Below are 16,767 nucleotides of genomic sequence, written 5' to 3'. Positions count from 1 at the left end.
CCCCGTGACCGGCTTCTGCCGGTCGCGGGGGCCGCCGCTCGTCCGGTCCGGCCTACTGCTCGCGCAGCTCCCGGACCGCCGCCTCCAGCCGCTGCCCGAAGTCGGCGTCGGCCTTGCGGAAGTTGTCGATCGCCCGTTCCACGATGTCCTCGCGGTCGGCCGAGACCTTGGCGATGAAGCCCGCCAGGTTGCCGATCAGGCGCTGCTTCTCCTCCTCGGAGTACAGCCGGTAGAGGGCGCCGGCCTGCCCGAAGTCGTCGTCCTCGGCGTGCGAGGGCGCGACGTGGTTGCCGGTGACGCCGTCGATGGCGGTCGCGGCCCACAGCGGACGGCCGGTCTCCACCGGGCCGCCGAAGCTGTTCGGCTCGTAGTTCTTCTGGCGGCCGTGCCGGCCGTCGTACAGGTGGCCGTCCCGGCCGTGGGTGCGCGCCTCGGTGGCGTGCGGACGGTTCACCGGCAGGTGGTCGGCGTTGATGCCGACCCGGTAGCGGTGGGCGTCCGCGTACGCGAACAGGCGGCCCTGGAGCATCTTGTCCGGGGACGGGCCGATGCCGGGCACGAAGTGCGACGGCGAGAAGACCGACTGCTCGACCTCGGCGAAGACGTTGTCGGGGTTGCGGTTGAGCTCCAGCTTCCCGATCTCGATCGGCGGGTAGTCGGCGTGCGGCCAGACCTTGGTCAGGTCGAAGGGGTTGAAGCGGTAGGCCGCCGCGTCGGCCGCCGGCATGATCTGGACCTGCACCGTCCAGCTGGGGAACTCGCCGCGCTCGATCGACTGGCGCAGGTCGCGCTGGTGGCTGTCCGGGTCCTCGCCGGCGAGGACGTTGGCCTCGGCCTGGGTGAGGTTGCGGATGCCCTGGTCGGTCTTGAAGTGGTACTTGACCCAGAAGTGCTCGCCGGCCTCGTTCTGCCACTGGAAGGTGTGCGAGCCGTAGCCGTTCATGTGCCGGTACGAGGCGGGGATGCCGCGGTCGCCGAACAGCCAGGTCACCTGGTGGGTGGCCTCGGGCGACAGGCCCCAGAAGTCCCAGACGTTGTCCGCCTCCTGCGAGCCGGTGTACGGGTCGCGCTTCTGGGTGTGGATGAAGTCGGGGAACTTGGTGGCGTCCTTGATGAAGAACACCGGGGTGTTGTTGCCGACGAGGTCGTAGTTGCCCTCCTCGGTGTAGAACTTCAGCGCGAAGCCGCGCGGGTCGCGCACCGCGTCGGCCGCGCCGAGGTTGCCGGCCACGGTCGAGAAGCGCAGGAAGACCTCGGTCTGCTTGCCGACCTCGGACAGGAAGGCCGCCCGGGTCCAGGGCGTCACGTCGGCGGTGACGGTGAAGGTGCCGTACGCCCCCGCCCCGCGGGCGTGCACCACGCGCTCCGGGATCCGCTCGCGGTTGAAGTGCGCGAGCTTCTCGAACAGCAGCTGGTCCTGGATGAGCGCCGGGCCCCCGACACCCGCCGTCTCGGTGTTCTGGTTGTCGGCGACGGGGGCACCCGCCTCCGTGGTCAGGGTCGGGCGCAGCTCGTCCTGGGTCGTCATGGCAGTGCCTCCGCGTTATCCGGTCGTATGACACGATCCTAACTTGGACTTTGTCCAAGTCAATACTGGAACCAATACCGGAGCGTGACTTAGTCTGGATGACATGAGCGACCTGCTGGAAAGACTGCGCGGAAGGGGCTGGCGGCTGACCTCGCAGCGCCGGGTCGTGGCCGAGGTCCTGGACGGCGACCACGTCCACCTCACCGCCGACGAGGTCCACTCCCGCGCGACGGTCCGCCTGCCGGAGATCAGCCGCGCCACCGTCTACAACACGCTCGGTGAACTCGTCGCCCTCGGCGAGGTCCTGGAGGTCGCCACCGACGGCCGCGCCAAGCGCTACGACCCCAACGCCCACCACGCCCACCAGCACCTGGTCTGCTCCGGCTGCGGCGCCGTCCGCGACGTCCACCCCCAGGGCGACCCCCTCGCCGCCCTCCCCGCCGCCGAACGCTTCGGCTTCACGGTCACCACCGCCGAGGTCACCTACCGCGGCCTGTGCCCCGCCTGCCGCCCCTGACCGGGGAACCGCCCTGACCAGGGAACCGCCCCGACCGGGGAACCGCCCTGGCCGCGGGACCTCCCTTGACCGCGGAACCGCCCGGGAGCGTTACGCGCTCAGCTCCGCGCTGAGCGCGCCCAGCAGCCGCCCGGCCCGCTCCGACACCTCGGCCGGGCCCTGGTCGATCGCCCGCCGGCACCAGTTCTCCGCCTGCATCGGCTCCCCCCGGCGCAGCGCCAGCAGCGCCAGGCGCAACGCCGCCCGGCCGTGCCCGGCGTCCGCCGCCCGGGTGTACCAGAGCATCGCCTCGGCCTCGCTGTCCTGCCGGGCCAGCAGCAGCCCCAGGTTGAACGCCGCACTGCGGCTGCCCGCCTCGGCGGCCCGCCGGTACCAGCTCTCGGCGATCTCCAGCGCCCCGCGCTCCGCCGCCCGCACGCCCATCCGCACCTGCGCCCGGCGGTGCCCGGCGTCCGCCGCCGCCGCGTACCAGTGCTCCGCCTCGGCGTCCGCGTCCCCGCGCCGGTCCAGCAGCGAGGCCAGCCGGAACGCGCCCTCGACCGACCCCCCGGCCCCCGCCTGCCGGTAGCGCTCCAGCGCCCCGGCCAGGTTGCCGCGCTGCTCCTGGACGACCGCGAGCTGCAGGGCAGCCTCGCCGTGCCCCTCGGCCGCGGCCCTCGCGTACCACTCCTGGGCCTGCTGCTGCTCGCCGCGCCCGGCGTGCAGCACACCCAGGTTGAACGCCCCGTCCACGCTGCCGGCCTCGGCCGCCTTGGAGAACCAGGGCTGGGCGCCGGACTCGTCGCCGCGCTGCAGCAGCACCACGGCCAGCGCGTTGCAGGCCTCCCGGTGCCCCGCGTACGCGGCCCGGCGGTACCACTGCTCGGCCTGCTGCTCGCGGCCGGTGCCGGCGCAGAGCAGGCCGAGGTTGAACGCGCCGTTCTGGTCGCCCGCGTCCAGCGCGAGGCGGTACCAGCGCTCGGCGGCGGCGGCCTCGCCGCGGCTCGCGTGCAGCGCGCCCAGCGCGTTGGCGGCGTTGCCGTCCCCGGCCTCGGCGGCCTCCTGCCACCACTCGGCGGCGGCCGCCGTGTCCCCGGAGTCGCGCAGCAGGAAGCCCAGCGCGCAGGCCGCGCGCGACTCCCCGTTCTGCGCGGCCTGCCGGTACCAGCGGGCCGCCTCGTCGAGCAGCGACCGGTCGGTGCGGGCGCGCTCCTCCAGCAGCACCCCCAGGCGCAGCGCGGCGCGGGCGTGACTGCGGGCGGCGGCGGTGCGGTACCAGGTCTCGGCGGTCTCCTTGTCCCCGGCGGCCTCGCGCATCCGGGCCAGCCGGTAGGCCGCCTCGCGGTGCCCGGCGTCGGCGGAGACCTTGAACCAGCGTTCGGCGCGCACGTCCCGCCGGTGCTCCATCAGGTCGCCCAGCGCGTAGGCGCCCAGCGGGTGGCCGTGGTCGGCGGCGAAGTGCAGCCAGTACTCGGCGGCCTCCTCCTCGCCCTGGTCGCGCAGTTGCAGCCCGAGCGCGTGGGCGGCCGGCGCGCTGCCGGAGACGGCGGCCTGGCGCCACCACTGGCCGGCCTCGGCCCGGTGGCCCTGCTGGTGCAGCAGCACGCCGAGGTTGTTGGCGGCGGCGCGCAGCCCGGCGGCCGCGGCGGCGCGCAGGTAGGGCTCGGCGTCCTCCAGTTCGCCGCGGCGCAGCAGCAGGGTGCCGAGCCGACAGGCGGCGTCCGGGTCACCGCCGTCGGCGGCCTGCCGGTGGCGGGCCTCCAGCGCGGCGGACTCCCGGGCCGCGAGGGCGGTCTCGAAGCTGGTCGGGTCGAAGCCGGCCGAGTCCAGCGCGGTGCCGGCCGTCGGGTCCCCGCCGGCCTGCTCGCCGTAGGCGCCGACGGCGGCGGCGAACTGACGGGTCGACACGTGGACCAGGCTGTCGGGCCCGTAGCCGGGGGTCGGGGGGCGCTCGGACAGTCGGCTGGTGCGCTGGGCGGGCAGGGCTCCGGGGCGGTTCTCGGGGCTCTCGGCGCTCTCCGACCAGGCGTCGGTGTCCGCTTCGACGGCCGCCGCGGACTTGGCGCCTGACTTGCCGATCAGCCTCATGCCGACTCCCGCTCCCCCAGAGTGTCGCGGCATCGTGCCCCGGCGTGCGGCCGGGGGGACTCCCAGGGGAGGCGCCGGACCCGACGGGCGGTCAGTGACCGCGCACCGTCCCCCATGTGTCCCATCGTCGCATCACCCAGTACCCGCGTACACCTGCCCCGGCCGAATTCCGGCGGAGCCGACCCGAAGCCGACGGAATTGCTTCGGCGCTTTGTCGATTTCCCGACACTTCAACCCCACAAACCCCGCTGCCGTCGTCCTTGGCGACGGTCGATAGTACCGGAGCGGTTCCCGCCGCTTCCGGCCGTGAACGGCACCGGAAACACCAGAGGCCCGGAGGAATGATCCTCCGGGCCTCTGGCCTTTGTAGCGGGGACAGGATTTGAACCTGCGACCTCTGGGTTATGAGCCCAGCGAGCTACCGAGCTGCTCCACCCCGCGTCGGTGGTTAAACCATAGCACGGACGCGGGGTGGAACGGAAAACGGTTACCGCAGCTCAGCGGGCTACGGCTGGGCCGGGGGCGATCCGCCGTTCGTGGCGCCCGGGGCCGGTGTGCCGGTCGGGGCCGCCGCCGGGGTGCCGCCGCCGGCCGCCGAGATCGCCTTCAGCGCGTCGCCGAGCGCCTTCTGGGCATTGCCGTACGCCACCCAGTCGCCGTTCTTGATCGCGGTCTGGCTGTCGCTGTACGCCTTCTGGGCGTCCGTGATCGCCTTCTGGAGCTCCGGCGAGACCGTCCCGCCCGGCGCCGGCGTGGCCGGGGTGGTGGGCGTGGTCGGCGTGGTCGGCGTCGTCCCGCCCGGCGTGGACGGCACGGTCGGGGTGGTCGCCGGAGGCGCCCCGCCGAACACCTTCTTCAGCGCGGCCTCCAGGGTGTCCTCGAACGCCACGTTGTCGTCCCCGTAGACCGCCAGGACCTTCTGCATCGTCGGGTACTTCGCACCGCGACCGCGCACGTACACCGGCTCGATGTTGAGCAGGCCGCCGCCGACCGGCAGGGTCAGCAGGTTGCCGTACTCCAGCTCGGCGTCACCGCCGCTCTTCAGCGCGAAGATCTGCTGGGCCACCTCCTGACGGGAGTTGAACTTCGACTGCACCAGGCCGGGGCCGGGGGCGCCGCTCTCACCCGTCATCTTCAGGACGCGGATCTTCCCGTAGTCGTCCCCCGGGTCCGCGTTGACGGCCATGAACGCCGCCAGGTTCGGCCGCCCGTTGGGCACGAAGGTGCTGGTGAGCGAGAAGCTCGCCGCGCTGGTGTCCGGCATCCGCACCGTCACGTAGTACGGCGGCTGGACCTGCTTGGTGTCGCTGGTCGGGTCCACCGGGGTCTGCCAGATGTCACTGCCGTTGAAGAAGGAGTTCGAGTCGGTGACGTGGTACTGGCCGAGCAGGTCGCGCTGCACCTTGAACATGTCCTGCGGGTAGCGCAGGTGCGGCAGCAGCGTCTGCGGGATGTCCGCCTTCGGCTCCACCGTGCCCGGGAAGGCCTTCATCCAGGTCTTCAGCACCGGGTCCTTCTCGTCCCACTGGTAGAGCTTCACCTCGCCGGTGTAGGCGTCCACCGTGGCCTTGACCGAGTTGCGGATGTAGTTGACCTGGTTGGCGGCGGTCAGCAGCTCACCTCGCTGGTTGGTCAGCGAGTCCTTGGTCGCGGTGCCCAGCGTCGTCTTCGACGAGAACGGGAAGCCGTCCGAGGTGGTGTAGCCGTCCAGCACCCAGAGCACCCGGCCGTCCTGCACCACCGGGTACGGGTCGGCGTCGATCGACAGCCACGGCGCGACCTTCTCCACCCGCTCCTTCGGCGTCCGGTTGTAGATCACCTTGGCGCCGTCGGTGATCGCCCCCGCGTAGAGGATCTGCGGCTCGGCGAAGCGCACCGCGTACGCGGCCCGGGTCAGCGGGTTGTCCAGCGAGACCCCGCTGCCGCCGGTGTAGGTGTACTCGGCGTTCTGGCCGGTCTTGGGATCGGTGTAGTCGATCTCCTTGTTCGAGCCGCCGACGATCGAGTACGTCGAGGTCTTCTCGCCGTAGTAGATCCGCTGCTGGTAGTCGCCCAGCGTGCCGGTGGACGGCAGGCCCGACTCGGTGAACACCGGCTGGCCCTTGTCGTCGACCTGGTTGCCCTTGGCGACCACCGCGCCGTAACCGTGGGTGTACTTGAAGTGGTCGTTGATCCAGTTGCGCTGCACGCCGTTGAGGTCGAGCTCACGCAGGCCGATCACGCTGTCCTGCTTGCCCTGCCCGGTGCCGTAGCGGTCCACGTCCAGCGTGTTCGGGAAGGCGTAGTAGTTGCGCTGCTGCTCCAGCGACTGGAACGTCGGCGAGACGACGTTCGGGTCCAGCAGCCGGATGTCCGCGACGGTCTGCGCGTCCGGCTTGAGCGCCTCCGGCGTCGTCGTGCCCTGCGGCGCGTACTGGGTGGTCTGCGCGTCCGCGATCCCGTACGCCTGGCGGGTGGCGTCGATGTTCTTCTGGATGTACGGCGTCTCCTTGGCCTGCTCGTTCGGCTTGACCTGGAACTGCTGCACGATCGCCGGGTACAGCCCGCCGATCAGCACCGCCGACAGCACCATCAGCCCCAGGCCGATCAGGGCCGGGGCCCAGGTGCGGCGGATCGGGGTCAGGAAGAACAGCACCGCGCAGATGATCGCGACGAAGAACAGGATGGTCTTGGCCGGCAGGAACGCGTTGGCGTCCACGTAGCGCAGGCCGGTCCAGCCCGAGACCCCCTTGTAGGAGCCGGTCTTCACCGCCAGCGCGTACCGGTCCAGCCAGTACGCGACGGCCTTCAGCAGCACGAACACGCCCAGCAGCACCGCCAGGTGCCCCTGCGCGCCCACGCTCGCCCGCCGCCCCGGGCCCTGCAGCCGCAGCCCGCCGTACAGGTAGTGCACCAGCGCCGACGTCAGCAGCGAGACGATCACCGCGCTGAACGCGAAGCCCAGCACGAACTCGTAGAACGGCAGGTCGAAGGCGTAGAACGAGACGTCCATGCCGAACTGCGTGTCCTTCTCACCGAAGGAGGTCGCGTTCGTCCACATCAGCCAGGTCCGCCACTGCCCGGAGGCCGCGGCACCGGCCACCAGGCCGATCACCAGCGAGATGCCGATCAGCGCCCAGCGCTTGAACGGCGCCAGCCCGGCCCGGTAGCGGTCGAGGCTCTGCTGCTCCACCGACATCGCCGACAGCGGCGGCCGCAGCCGGTGCGCCAGCCAGATGTTGAAGCCGACGATCACCGCCATCAGCAGCCCGAACACCGCGAACAGGCCGACCTTCGTCCACAGCTGGGTGGTGAACACCGAGGAGAAGCGGACCGACCGGAACCACAGCCAGTCCGTCCAGAAGCCCGCGAACATGACGAACAACAGGAAGAGCACCGCGAGCACGCCCAGGGTCAGCAGGGCCACCCGCGCCCGCCGGGAGGGCGGGCCTACCCTGCGCCGGAACACCGGCCCTGACCGTTCGGGCATCTGGAAGACCACGGTGGCACCTCGGCTGTGTCGTCTGGATGGGGTAGGTCGTCAGAGAAACTTAACCAGGCTTTGGCCGAGTTCCCACCGTTAGCAGACGGTTACGACCGCCGCCCGCCCGAGCCGCCTCCACCGCGGCCCGTCCGGCCCCGCCCGGCGGACCGCCCCGGCGAGCGCGCCCCGCCCGCCGTGTGAGGATTGAGGCATGTCCGACGCGCCTGATCTCAACAACTCCCCCGACGACGTCTCCAAGCTCCCGGCAGCCACCCCGCTCACCCGGGCCGCGCTGGAGATCGACGAGTACGCCGCCACCCTCGGCTGGGACCTCCCGGCCCGGCTGTTCGCCCTGGTGGACAGCGCCGCCCTGCGCAAGGCCAACCCGAAGATCGCCAAGCAGCTCGGCCTCGCCGACGGCGACGAGAGCGGCCTCACCCCGATCGAGCAAGACGAGCTGCCGGCCGGCATGGAGCTCGACAAGTTCCTCGGCACCATCGCCTGGCCCGACTCCGTGGCCGGCTGCGCCCTGGTCGTCGAGCGCCTGATGCTGCCGCCGGGCGCCGAGCAGTCCCGCCCGCGGGGCGCCTCCGACGCCCAGCTCGCCGAGTGGGTGGCCAACCACCCCAAGCGCGAGGAGGTGCGGATCACCGCCGCCGTGCTGCGCGACGGCAAGAAGGAGATCGCCCTGCGGCTGCGCTCCAAGGACGTCGCCCGCGAGGTGCTGACCGGCCCGGACCTGGTGCCCGGCCTGACCGCCGCGCTGCTGGCGACCTTCGCGTAGGTCCCGCCCCCGGAGGGGCCGGCCCCCGGCCGGTCCTTCTATCCGGCGGCGCAGGACGGCAGCGCGGAGGCCTGCCCGGAGCGGACCTGCTCCAGCGACTTCAGCGCGCCGTCCAGCGTGTCCGTCTTGATCAGGGTCAGCCCGGACGGGACGTTCTTGGTGGCCTCGGCGCAGTTCGAGGACGGGGTGAAGAAGTACTCGGCCCCGGCGTCCCGGGCGGCGATCAGCTTCATCGAGATGCCGCCGATCGGGCCGACCTTGCCGTCGTCGTCGATGGTCCCGGTACCGGCCACGAACTTGCCGCCGGTGAGGTCGCCGCCCGGGGTCAGCTTGTCGATGATGCCGAGCGAGAACATCAGGCCGGCGCTCGGGCCGCCGACGTCCTGTAGGCCGATGTCGATCTGGAACGGGTAGGTGTGCCGCAGCCCGGTGCCGATGCCCACCACCGCGAGCTCCGCCCGCTCGGCCGGGGCCTTCGGGTCGAGGTCCTTGGCCCGGACGGTCGGGACGGTGACGTCGGTCTTCGTTCCCGGGGTGGCGCCGTCGGCGTCCTTGACCCTCGGCACGACGGTGAAGACCACCGACTCGCCCGGCTTGTGCTTGGTGACGGCGGCGACCACCTGGTCGACCGCGCCGACCGGGGCGCCGTCCACGGCCACGACCTGGTCGCCCGCGTGCAGCCGGCCCTCGGCCGGGGCGCCCGCGGTGACCGACTTCACGATCAGCTCGTCGCCCACCGGGATGCCCAGTTGCTTGAGCGCCGCGGTGCGCGCGCTGTCCTCGGAGGAGGCGAACTCCTCGGCGTTCTGCTTCTTGGCGTCCGCGTCCGACTGCCCCTTCGGGTAGACGTTGTCGTGCGGCACCACCAGCACGTCGTCCCGCAGCCAGCCGACCACCGCGTTGACCAGGCTGGGCTCGTACTTGGCCCCGGTGACCTGGACGGTGGTCATGTTGAGGTGCCCGCTCGTCGGGTACGAGTCGTGCCCGCTGATGCTGATCACCGGCTTCCCGCCCTGGTTGCCGAGCGTGTTGTACGTCGGCCCCGGGCTCATCTCCGTGTACGGCACCTTCATCAGCACCGAGACGCAGAGCAGCGCTATGAGCAGCAGGGTGGCAGCGAGCATCGTCGCGGAGCGGCGTGGCATGCCTCGACAGTACGGGACGAGCCCGACGGGACGCCCGCCGGGCTACCTGCCGGGGCGCTCGTTCGGGGCCGCGGCACCGGCGGTGGTGCGCTCCATGGCGGCCATGAAGCGCTGGTGCTCGGCGAGCGAGGCGGGGTCCCCGGCGGCCTTGGGCGTCCGCTGAGCCCACAACGCCCAGAGGCCGGCGGCCACGCCGGCGACACCCGGGATGATCAACCAGGCGAGCGCACCCATACCAGTACTCCCAGCTCGTCGTGTCTATGAGCAGATTAACCACTCCGGCGGACAACGCGACCGACGCCGTCCGGGTTACGGGACGGCCGATCGGCTCACTTCCAGGGAGTATTCGGGGCTCCGCCACCGGCCCGTTCGGGTGAGACCACGGCGCGCCTGACCCGACGGACGCGCGGGATGTGCGGATCGGTTCCGGCAGATCGGCTCCGGCGGATCGGCTCCGGCGAACCGGTTCCAGCGGATCGTTTCCCCTCGGTCCCCCCCGGTTCCGGCCATCGCGGCTCCGGCCGTACCCGCCGGGGCCGTCCCGCCCGCGCCACCAGCGCGACCGGGTCAGCAGCCGCCCGCGCCGACCCACTCCTGCGCGCCGTCCGAGAAGACCTGGTGCTTCCAGATCGGCACCTCGCGCTTGAGGTCGTCGATCAGCCGGCGCGCGGCCGCGAAGGCCTCGCCGCGGTGGGCGCAGGAGACGGCGACGATCACCGCCTTGTCGGAGATCTCCAGCCGGCCCACCCGGTGGACCGCTGCGAGAGCCCTGACCGGGAAGTCCGCGGCCACCTTCTCCGCGATCCGGCGCATCTCCCGCTCCGCGCTGGGGTGGCAGCTGTACTCCAGCGCGGAGACCGACTTGCCGCCGTCGTGGTCCCGGACCGTCCCGACGAAGACGGTGGTGCCGCCGGCCGCGTCGTCGCCGACCGCCTCGTACACCTCGTCCAGCGAGAGCGGCGTGTCCCGGACGGCGAGCAGGCGGATGGGGTCGTGGTTCTCGGACATGGCCCCATGATTCCCCATCCGGGCCGGTGCGCGGCAGGCGTTTTCCGCACCGCGCCGCCGGGCTCCCGCACCGCGGGAAGCCGAGGGTCCCGTCGGCACCGGCCGGCTCCCCGGACCGCTCAGAACCTCCGCCGCTTGCGGGCCCGGCGCACCAGCGCCGCCGTACCGACCAGCGCCACCGTCGCCCCGGCCGCTCCCAGGCTGGTCGCCGCCTCCTTGCCGCCCAGCCGCCGCCCGGCCACCGCGTGCTTGCCGGACACCTGCTCCAGCAGCTCCGCCAGCACCTGTTCGTTGGTGTGCACCGGGCGCCAGCCCGCCTCGTGCAGCCGGCTGCCGGACACCACCCACGGGTACATCGTGTACGCCAGGTCCCCGGCCGGGGCCGGGGTCAGGCCCAGCCGGTGCAGCCGCGCCGCCGTCCCGAGCGCCAGCGAGGCCGGCAGTTCCATCCGCCGGATCCCGGACAGCCGCTCGACGTCCTCCTGCTCCAGCCAGCCGTCACAGCCCACCGTCACCTCGCCCTCGACGAGCCCCAGCGCCGCGTACTCCAGCGCCGCCGCCAGGTCGTCCACGTGACAGAACTGCCAGCAGGGCCGGGAACCCGCCACCACCAGCAGCCGGGGCGCCTCGAAGTGCCGGGTCAGCACGGTGTCCACGCCGGGGCCCACCACCACGGCCGGACGCAGCACCGTCACCTGGAGGCCCGGGTGGGCGCGCGGCGCCCGGCGGGCCAGCCGCTCGATCTCCAGCAGGTCCCCGACCAGCGAGGCCTCCTCGGTGGCCCGCAGCTCGGAGTCCTCCGCCAGCGGCACCTCGTTGTCGGCCAGCGCGCCGTAGACCATCGCCGAGGTGCACAGCACCACCCGGTGCACACCGGCGGCCGCGGCCGCGGTCAGCACGGTCTGGGCGCCGCGCACGTTGTAGGCGCTGCGGGCCCGCGGGTCGGACTCCATCCCGAAGTCCATCGCCAGGTGCACCACCACGTCGACCCCGGCCAGCCGCTCGGCCACCGCCGGGTCGCGCACGTCGAGCACCCGCCACTGCACACCGGGGACCTCACCGCGCCGGTCGTCCACGGCGAGGACCCTGCGCACGTGCGGGGAGGCCACCAGCCGGGCGGCGACGCGCTCTCCCAGCACGCCTGCGGCGCCGGTGACCGCCACGGTCAGCGGCCGTCCGCCGTAGGCTGGAGGCGGCGACGCCGTGGTGTCCGACGCGTCCTCTCCTCCGGTCAGCCCAGAGCGAACGTCCGAGGGCGGGGAACTCACCGGCCATCCTCCACGGTTAGCTTTATGTGCGTACGGACGTGTGTCACGTACGTCCATCCTGCCCGAGGCGAAGGCCCGGCGGTGCACCCGGCGCGGGCCTGCCGCGCGGGAGCCGCCCGCGAGTCCCCCACTCCGCCGCCGCCACGGGCGCAGATTTTTCCGCCACACCCCGTATGACGGCCGACCGGATCGAGGACCCCGTGAGCGACCTTCCCTTCGGATTCGGCGTTCCGCCCGAGGAGCCCGAGGACGGCAAGGCCAAGCCCGACGACGCCCAGAAGAAGAAGGACCAGGACCCGGCCGGCGGCCAGCAGCCGTTCGGCTTCGGGAGCGGCAACCCCTTCGGCGCGATCTTCGGCATGCCCGGCGTTCCGGGCGGCCCCGGCGGCGCCGGCGCCGACAACCCCTTCGCCGCGATGTTCGGCGGCATGAACCCCGGCGACCTCGGCGCCGCGTTCCAGCAGCTCGGCCAGATGCTCTCGTTCGAGGGCGGCCCGGTGAACTGGGACCTCGCCACGAACATCGCCCGCCAGACCGTGGTCGCCGAACCCGCCGAGGGCAAGAGCAAGGACCGCTCGGTCAGCGCGGCCGAGCGCTCCGCCGTCGCCGAGGCCGTCCGCCTGGCCGACCTGTGGCTCGACGGCTCCACCGAGTTCCCCTCCGGCGCCGGCACCGCCGTCGCCTGGAGCCGGGCCGAGTGGATCGAGGCCACCCTCCCGGTCTGGAAGGACCTGGTGGACCCGGTCGCCGAGCGGGTCGGCAACGCCATGGGCGGCGTCCTGCCCGAGGAGATGCAGGCCATGGCCGGCCCGCTGATGGGCGTGATGCGCTCGATGGGCGGCGCCATGTTCGGCACCCAGATCGGCCAGGCGCTCGGCGCGCTCGCCGCCGAGGTGGTCGGCTCCAGCGACGTCGGCCTGCCGCTCGCCCCGGCCGGCAAGGCCGCGCTGCTGCCGCAGAACGTCGCCGAGTTCGGCGAGGGCCTGAACGTCCCCGCCGACGAGGTCCGCCTCTACCTCGCCCTGCGCGAGGCCGCCCACCAGCGGCTCTTCGCCCACGTGCCGTGGCTGCGGGCCCACCTGCTGGGCGCCGTCGAGGCCTACGCCCGCGGCATCAAGGTCGACACCTCCCGGATGGAGGAGCTGGTCGGCCAGCTCGACCCGAGCAACCCGGAGGCCCTCCAGGAGGCGCTGGCCGGCGGCCTGCTCCAGCCCGAGGACACCCCCGAGCAGAAGGCCGCGCTCGCCCGCCTGGAGACCGCGCTCGCGCTGGTCGAGGGCTGGGTCGACGCCGTCGTGCACGCCGCCGCCGAGCCGCACCTGCCGCAGTCGGGCGCGCTGCGCGAGACCGTCCGCCGCCGCCGCGCGGCCGGCGGGCCCGCCGAGCAGACCTTCGCCACCCTGGTCGGCCTGGAGCTGCGCCCGCGCCGGCTGCGCGACGCCTCCCGGCTCTGGGCGCTGCTCGCCGACGCCCGCGGCATCGAGGGCCGCGACGCGCTCTGGGAGCACCCGGACATGCTGCCCACCGCCGCCGACCTGGACGACCCGGACGCCTTCGTGCACCGGGGCTCCGCCGACGACCTGGAGGGCGGCATCGACTTCGACGCGTTCGACAAGCTGCTCGGCGAGGCCGCAGCCGGCAAGCCCGACCTCGGCAAGCCGGACCTCGGCAAGGACGAGCGGCCCGAGACCGACGGGGACGGCACCGACGGAAAGGGCGAACCCACCGCATGACGGCCACCGACACGCCCGCCGCCACCCTGCACGCGGACGCCGTCCGCACGCTGACCGGGTGGCGGCCCGCCGACGAGGACCAGGACCGGCTGCGGCTGGACTACCTGGAGCACCTCGCCGCGCGGCCCGAGGGCCTCTACCGTTCCTGCCTGCCCGCGCACATCACCGCGAGCGCGGCGGTCGTCGACCCGGCGGCCGGGCGGGTGCTGCTGACCCTGCACCCCAAGGTCGGCATGTGGCTCCAGATGGGCGGGCACTGCGAGCCCGGCGACCGCGACCTCGCCTCCGCCGCGCTGCGCGAGGCCGTCGAGGAGTCCGGCATCCCCGACCTGGTGCTGTTGGAGGCCGACGGCGGCCCTGTGCCGGCCAAGCTGGACCGGCACCTGGTCCGCTGCACCGGCAAGGACCGGCCGGAGAACACCCACCTGGACGTCCAGTACATCGCGCTGGCTCCGGCCGGCGCTCAGGCGCTGATCAGCGAGGAGTCGCTGGACCTGCGCTGGTTCGACTACGACCGGCTGCCGGAGCTCACCGACCACTCGGTGCGCGACCTGGTGGCCCGGGCACGGCAGCTGACCGGCTGAGGCGCGGCCTGCGGAAGGGGCGCGGACCTCGCCGGTCCGCGCCCCTTCCCGTTGCGCCCCCGGTCGGATCGTCTCTTCCCCTGCCCCGGCCCGCTCCGGCCCGCTCCGTCTCGACCTCGGCCTCGGCCTCAGCCGCAGGAGGCGGCCCGGTCCGACCCGGCCGGGCCCGGATCCGCGTGCCGCGCGCCGGGGATGTGCGGCAGCCGGGCGGCGGACACCACGCCCTCCAGATAGCCGCGGGCCCGCTCGGTCCGCGGGTAGGCCTCCAGCAGGGCCCAGAACGCCGGCCCGTGGTCCGGCACCAGCAGGTGCGCCAGCTCGTGCAGCAGCACGTAGTCCAGCACGTACTCGGGCATGCCCTGGAGACGGTGGGAGAGGCGGATCGTCCCCTCGCTCGGGGTGCAGGAGCCCCAGCGGGAATTCTGGTTGGTGACCCAGCGGACCTGGCTGGGCCGGGCGCGATCGCCCAGGTAGGCGGCCGACAGCTCGCGGGCCCGGGTCATCAGGGCCTCGTCCCCGGGAATCCGCCGGGACTCCTGGGCGGCGAGCTTCTCCAGCATCTGCGCGACCCAGCGCTGTTCCTCGGCGTGCGACATCCGGGCCGGGATCAGCACGATGGTGCGGTCGCCCTCGCGGTAGGCGGAGACGGTACGGCTGCGGCGGGCACTGCGACGCACCTCGACCCGGCTGCGGTCGTGCGCCTCGGGTGGGACGGCGCCGGGCGGCGGCTGCGGCGGCGCCGGTCTCGGCTGCTGCCGCTGGTCCGGGCGCCCGCGCGTGTTCGGCGCCGCGACCTGCGACCCGGACGCTGCGGGGGCACGCCGACGCGACGCCGGAGGATGGGAGTCCCGCTCGGCTGCCATGGCACACGACGTTACCCGCTACCGCTGACAGAAGTCCGCTGCCATGGCCGGAATCTTTCATGGAGTGATCGGGAACGGAAAGCCGACGGCGGGTGTCCGGAAAGCGACGCCGGAGGAGATGGCCGGTTATCCACAGGGCATGCGAACCGATGGTCCGATCATGCGGACGGGCCTGTGGATAACCTTCCGCACCGCAAGGCCGCGATGGGGCATGCTGCGGTCAGCCGTCCGGAATCGATCCGAAGGGAGATCGTCGTGCGCCTCGCCCTCAAGCCCGCGCTGTCCCGCAGCTGGCGGGACTCCGCAACCTTGCAGTTCGGCACCGTCACCCGCTTCGCCGGGGTGCTCGGCAACGCCGACAAGACCCTCTGCGACTTCCTCGCCCTGCTCGACGGGACGCGCGAGCGGCCGGAGCTCCTGAACGAGGGCGAACGCATCGGGCTCGGCCGCGAACCGGCCGACGCCCTGCTCACCGGGCTGGAGGAGACCGGCCTGCTGGACGACGCGGCCTCGGCCACCCGGGCCCTGGCCCGCTTCCCCGATCCGCACCGGGACCTGCTCCGGCCAGACCTCGCCTCGCTCTCCCTGGTCCACTCCGGACCGGGCGCGGCACCGGCGATCCTGGGCCGCCGGGCCGACACCCGGATCGAGGTGCGCGGCGCGGGCCGGGTCGGCGCCGCCGTGGCGGCGGTGCTCTCCGCCGGCGGCACGGGCACGGTCACGGTGGCGGACAGCGGCCGGGTGAAGCCCGACGACTGCTCGCCCGCCGGGCTGCCGGCCGCGGACATCGGGCGGCTGCGCTCGACGTCCGCACGAGAGGTGGTGCAGCGGGCCGCGGGCCGCCAGCCGGTGCCACTGCCCCGGCACAAGCCCGACGGCAATCCACCGGACTTCGTGGTCCTCGCACCGCGGGACGGCAGCGCCGCCTTCGCCGGCGGGACGTACGAGGCCCGCCTGCTGCTCAGGGCCGGAGTGCCGCACCTGTACGTGGGCGTGGTCGAGGAGTTCGGCGTCATCGGGCCGCTGGTGATCCCGGGGATGTCGGCCTGCGGGCACTGCCTGGTGCTGCGGCGGGAGGACGAGGACGAGGCCTGGCCACGGGTCCTGGCCCAGCTGGCCGACGGCGGCCCGGGGCAGGCCCGGACGCCGGCCTGCGACACGGCCCTGGCGACGGCCGTCGCCGGCCTGGCGGCCCTGCACGTGCAGGTCTACCTGGACGGCGGCCGGCCACCGAGCGTGGACGGGTACTGCGAGGTGTCGGCGCGGGACGGGATGTTCCGGCGGCTGCGGCTTCGCGGGCACACGGACTGTGGGTGCCTGTGGCAGCCGCTGCCACCGGCGTGAGGAGGTGAGGACGGACGACGGGAAGAGGGAGGAGACAGGACGGAGAGCCGTCCCCGGGCTCGGGTACGGCGGCTGCGAGGCTCGGCAGTCGTTGTACCCGGCCCCGGGACGGCCCAGGCCCCGGGCAGACGTCCGGCCGTGCGAGCCCACGGCCGGGAGGCCGAGGACCGTACGAGCCGACGGTCGACGGCGGCAGCGGAAGCCCCCTCGACGGGCCCGCCCCGCACGGCGCGGGGCGCGGGTCGAGGGCCGGGGCACGGGCCGGGCGATGCGGCTGCGGCATGGTGATGCGGCATGGTCGCAGGACCGGCCGGGGCCGGGGCCGGGGCACGGGTTCAGGGTTCGGGGTCAGGGAATCGGGGCCCAGGGTGCGTGGGACGGGCGAGGGGCGGGTGGGTCTGGAGCGGGGATCGGTGGACGAGTCGACGCTGCGCCGTCTGTTCGCGAGGCTGGATGCGGACCG

The 16,767-nt window shown here is 73.4% G+C and carries 13 protein-coding genes and 1 tRNA gene; 5 read left to right on the top strand and 9 right to left on the bottom strand.

All coding sequences use genetic code 11. The features are described from left to right. Positions 1 to 52: 52 nt before the first annotated feature. A complete protein-coding gene (locus ACFRMQ_RS23545) occupies positions 53 to 1,528 on the bottom strand; it encodes a catalase (RefSeq protein WP_380732542.1) in 1,476 nt (491 codons plus the stop codon). 103 nt (positions 1,529 to 1,631) lie between these two features. Between ACFRMQ_RS23545 and ACFRMQ_RS23540 the strand changes: the two genes are divergently transcribed. After that, positions 1,632 to 2,045, top strand: coding sequence for a Fur family transcriptional regulator (locus ACFRMQ_RS23540; RefSeq protein ID WP_380732541.1), 414 nt, complete (start codon positions 1,632 to 1,634; stop codon positions 2,043 to 2,045). A 90-nt stretch (positions 2,046 to 2,135) separates the two neighbouring features. Here the strand turns inward: ACFRMQ_RS23540 and ACFRMQ_RS23535 are convergent, their stop codons facing one another. The 3 genes from ACFRMQ_RS23535 to ACFRMQ_RS23525 all read right to left on the bottom strand — a co-directional run bounded on the left by ACFRMQ_RS23535 (position 2,136) and on the right by ACFRMQ_RS23525 (position 7,581). Further along, positions 2,136 to 4,112 (bottom strand): tetratricopeptide repeat protein, encoded by a 1,977-nt coding sequence (locus ACFRMQ_RS23535; RefSeq protein ID WP_380732540.1) that lies wholly within the window; start codon positions 4,110 to 4,112, stop codon positions 2,136 to 2,138. Positions 4,113 to 4,479: 367 nt separating this feature from the next. Further along, positions 4,480 to 4,553: transfer RNA gene (locus ACFRMQ_RS23530), tRNA-Met, on the bottom strand. A gap of 64 nt (positions 4,554 to 4,617) precedes the next feature. After that, entirely contained in the window at positions 4,618 to 7,581 is a 2,964-nt protein-coding gene (locus tag ACFRMQ_RS23525; protein ID WP_380732543.1) for a UPF0182 family protein, read from the bottom strand. 205 nt (positions 7,582 to 7,786) lie between these two features. On the opposite strand from ACFRMQ_RS23525, the gene ACFRMQ_RS23520 reads away from it, so the two are divergent. Beyond that, positions 7,787 to 8,359 carry a PPA1309 family protein gene (locus ACFRMQ_RS23520; protein ID WP_380732538.1) on the top strand — a complete coding sequence of 191 codons (573 nt, stop codon included), beginning with the start codon at positions 7,787 to 7,789 and terminating at the stop codon, positions 8,357 to 8,359. A 38-nt stretch (positions 8,360 to 8,397) separates the two neighbouring features. On the opposite strand, the gene ACFRMQ_RS23515 is transcribed toward ACFRMQ_RS23520, so the two are convergent. From ACFRMQ_RS23515 to ACFRMQ_RS23500, 4 genes are all read right to left on the bottom strand, one after another. Then, positions 8,398 to 9,504 (bottom strand): PDZ domain-containing protein, encoded by a 1,107-nt coding sequence (locus tag ACFRMQ_RS23515; protein ID WP_380732537.1) that lies wholly within the window; start codon positions 9,502 to 9,504, stop codon positions 8,398 to 8,400. 42 nt (positions 9,505 to 9,546) lie between these two features. Beyond that, complete coding sequence (locus tag ACFRMQ_RS23510; protein ID WP_380732536.1) at positions 9,547 to 9,738, bottom strand: hypothetical protein; 192 nt, start codon at positions 9,736 to 9,738, stop codon at positions 9,547 to 9,549. Between the two features lie 333 nt (positions 9,739 to 10,071). Continuing rightward, complete coding sequence (locus tag ACFRMQ_RS23505; protein ID WP_380732535.1) at positions 10,072 to 10,512, bottom strand: molybdenum cofactor biosynthesis protein MoaE; 441 nt, start codon at positions 10,510 to 10,512, stop codon at positions 10,072 to 10,074. 119 nt (positions 10,513 to 10,631) lie between these two features. Beyond that, a complete protein-coding gene (locus ACFRMQ_RS23500) occupies positions 10,632 to 11,780 on the bottom strand; it encodes an NAD-dependent epimerase/dehydratase family protein (protein ID WP_380700116.1) in 1,149 nt (382 codons plus the stop codon). A gap of 200 nt (positions 11,781 to 11,980) precedes the next feature. Between ACFRMQ_RS23500 and ACFRMQ_RS23495 the strand changes: the two genes are divergently transcribed. Next, positions 11,981 to 13,513: a zinc-dependent metalloprotease gene (locus tag ACFRMQ_RS23495; protein WP_380732533.1), complete on the top strand. Its 1,533-nt coding sequence runs from the start codon at positions 11,981 to 11,983 to the stop codon at positions 13,511 to 13,513. Beyond that, the gene (locus ACFRMQ_RS23490) at positions 13,510 to 14,097 is read left to right on the top strand and encodes an NUDIX hydrolase (protein ID WP_380732532.1); all 588 of its coding nucleotides are present in this window, start codon (positions 13,510 to 13,512) and stop codon (positions 14,095 to 14,097) included. Before ACFRMQ_RS23495 ends, ACFRMQ_RS23490 begins: the two co-directional genes overlap by 4 nt. 128 nt (positions 14,098 to 14,225) lie before the next feature. On the opposite strand, the gene ACFRMQ_RS23485 is transcribed toward ACFRMQ_RS23490, so the two are convergent. Further along, a complete protein-coding gene (locus tag ACFRMQ_RS23485; protein ID WP_380732531.1) occupies positions 14,226 to 14,960 on the bottom strand; it encodes a M48 family metallopeptidase in 735 nt (244 codons plus the stop codon). A 255-nt stretch (positions 14,961 to 15,215) separates the two neighbouring features. On the opposite strand from ACFRMQ_RS23485, the gene ACFRMQ_RS23480 reads away from it, so the two are divergent. Continuing rightward, positions 15,216 to 16,304, top strand: a complete 1,089-nt coding sequence (locus tag ACFRMQ_RS23480; protein WP_380732530.1) for a TOMM precursor leader peptide-binding protein — start codon at positions 15,216 to 15,218, stop codon at positions 16,302 to 16,304. Positions 16,305 to 16,767 lie beyond the last annotated feature (463 nt).

This window comes from Kitasatospora sp. NPDC056783 (genome assembly GCF_042789895.1).
In the GTDB taxonomy this organism is placed as follows: domain Bacteria; phylum Actinomycetota; class Actinomycetes; order Streptomycetales; family Streptomycetaceae; genus Kitasatospora.
The sequence above is the reverse complement of the archived record's forward strand: the minus strand, read 5'-3'. Positions and strand labels throughout refer to the sequence as shown.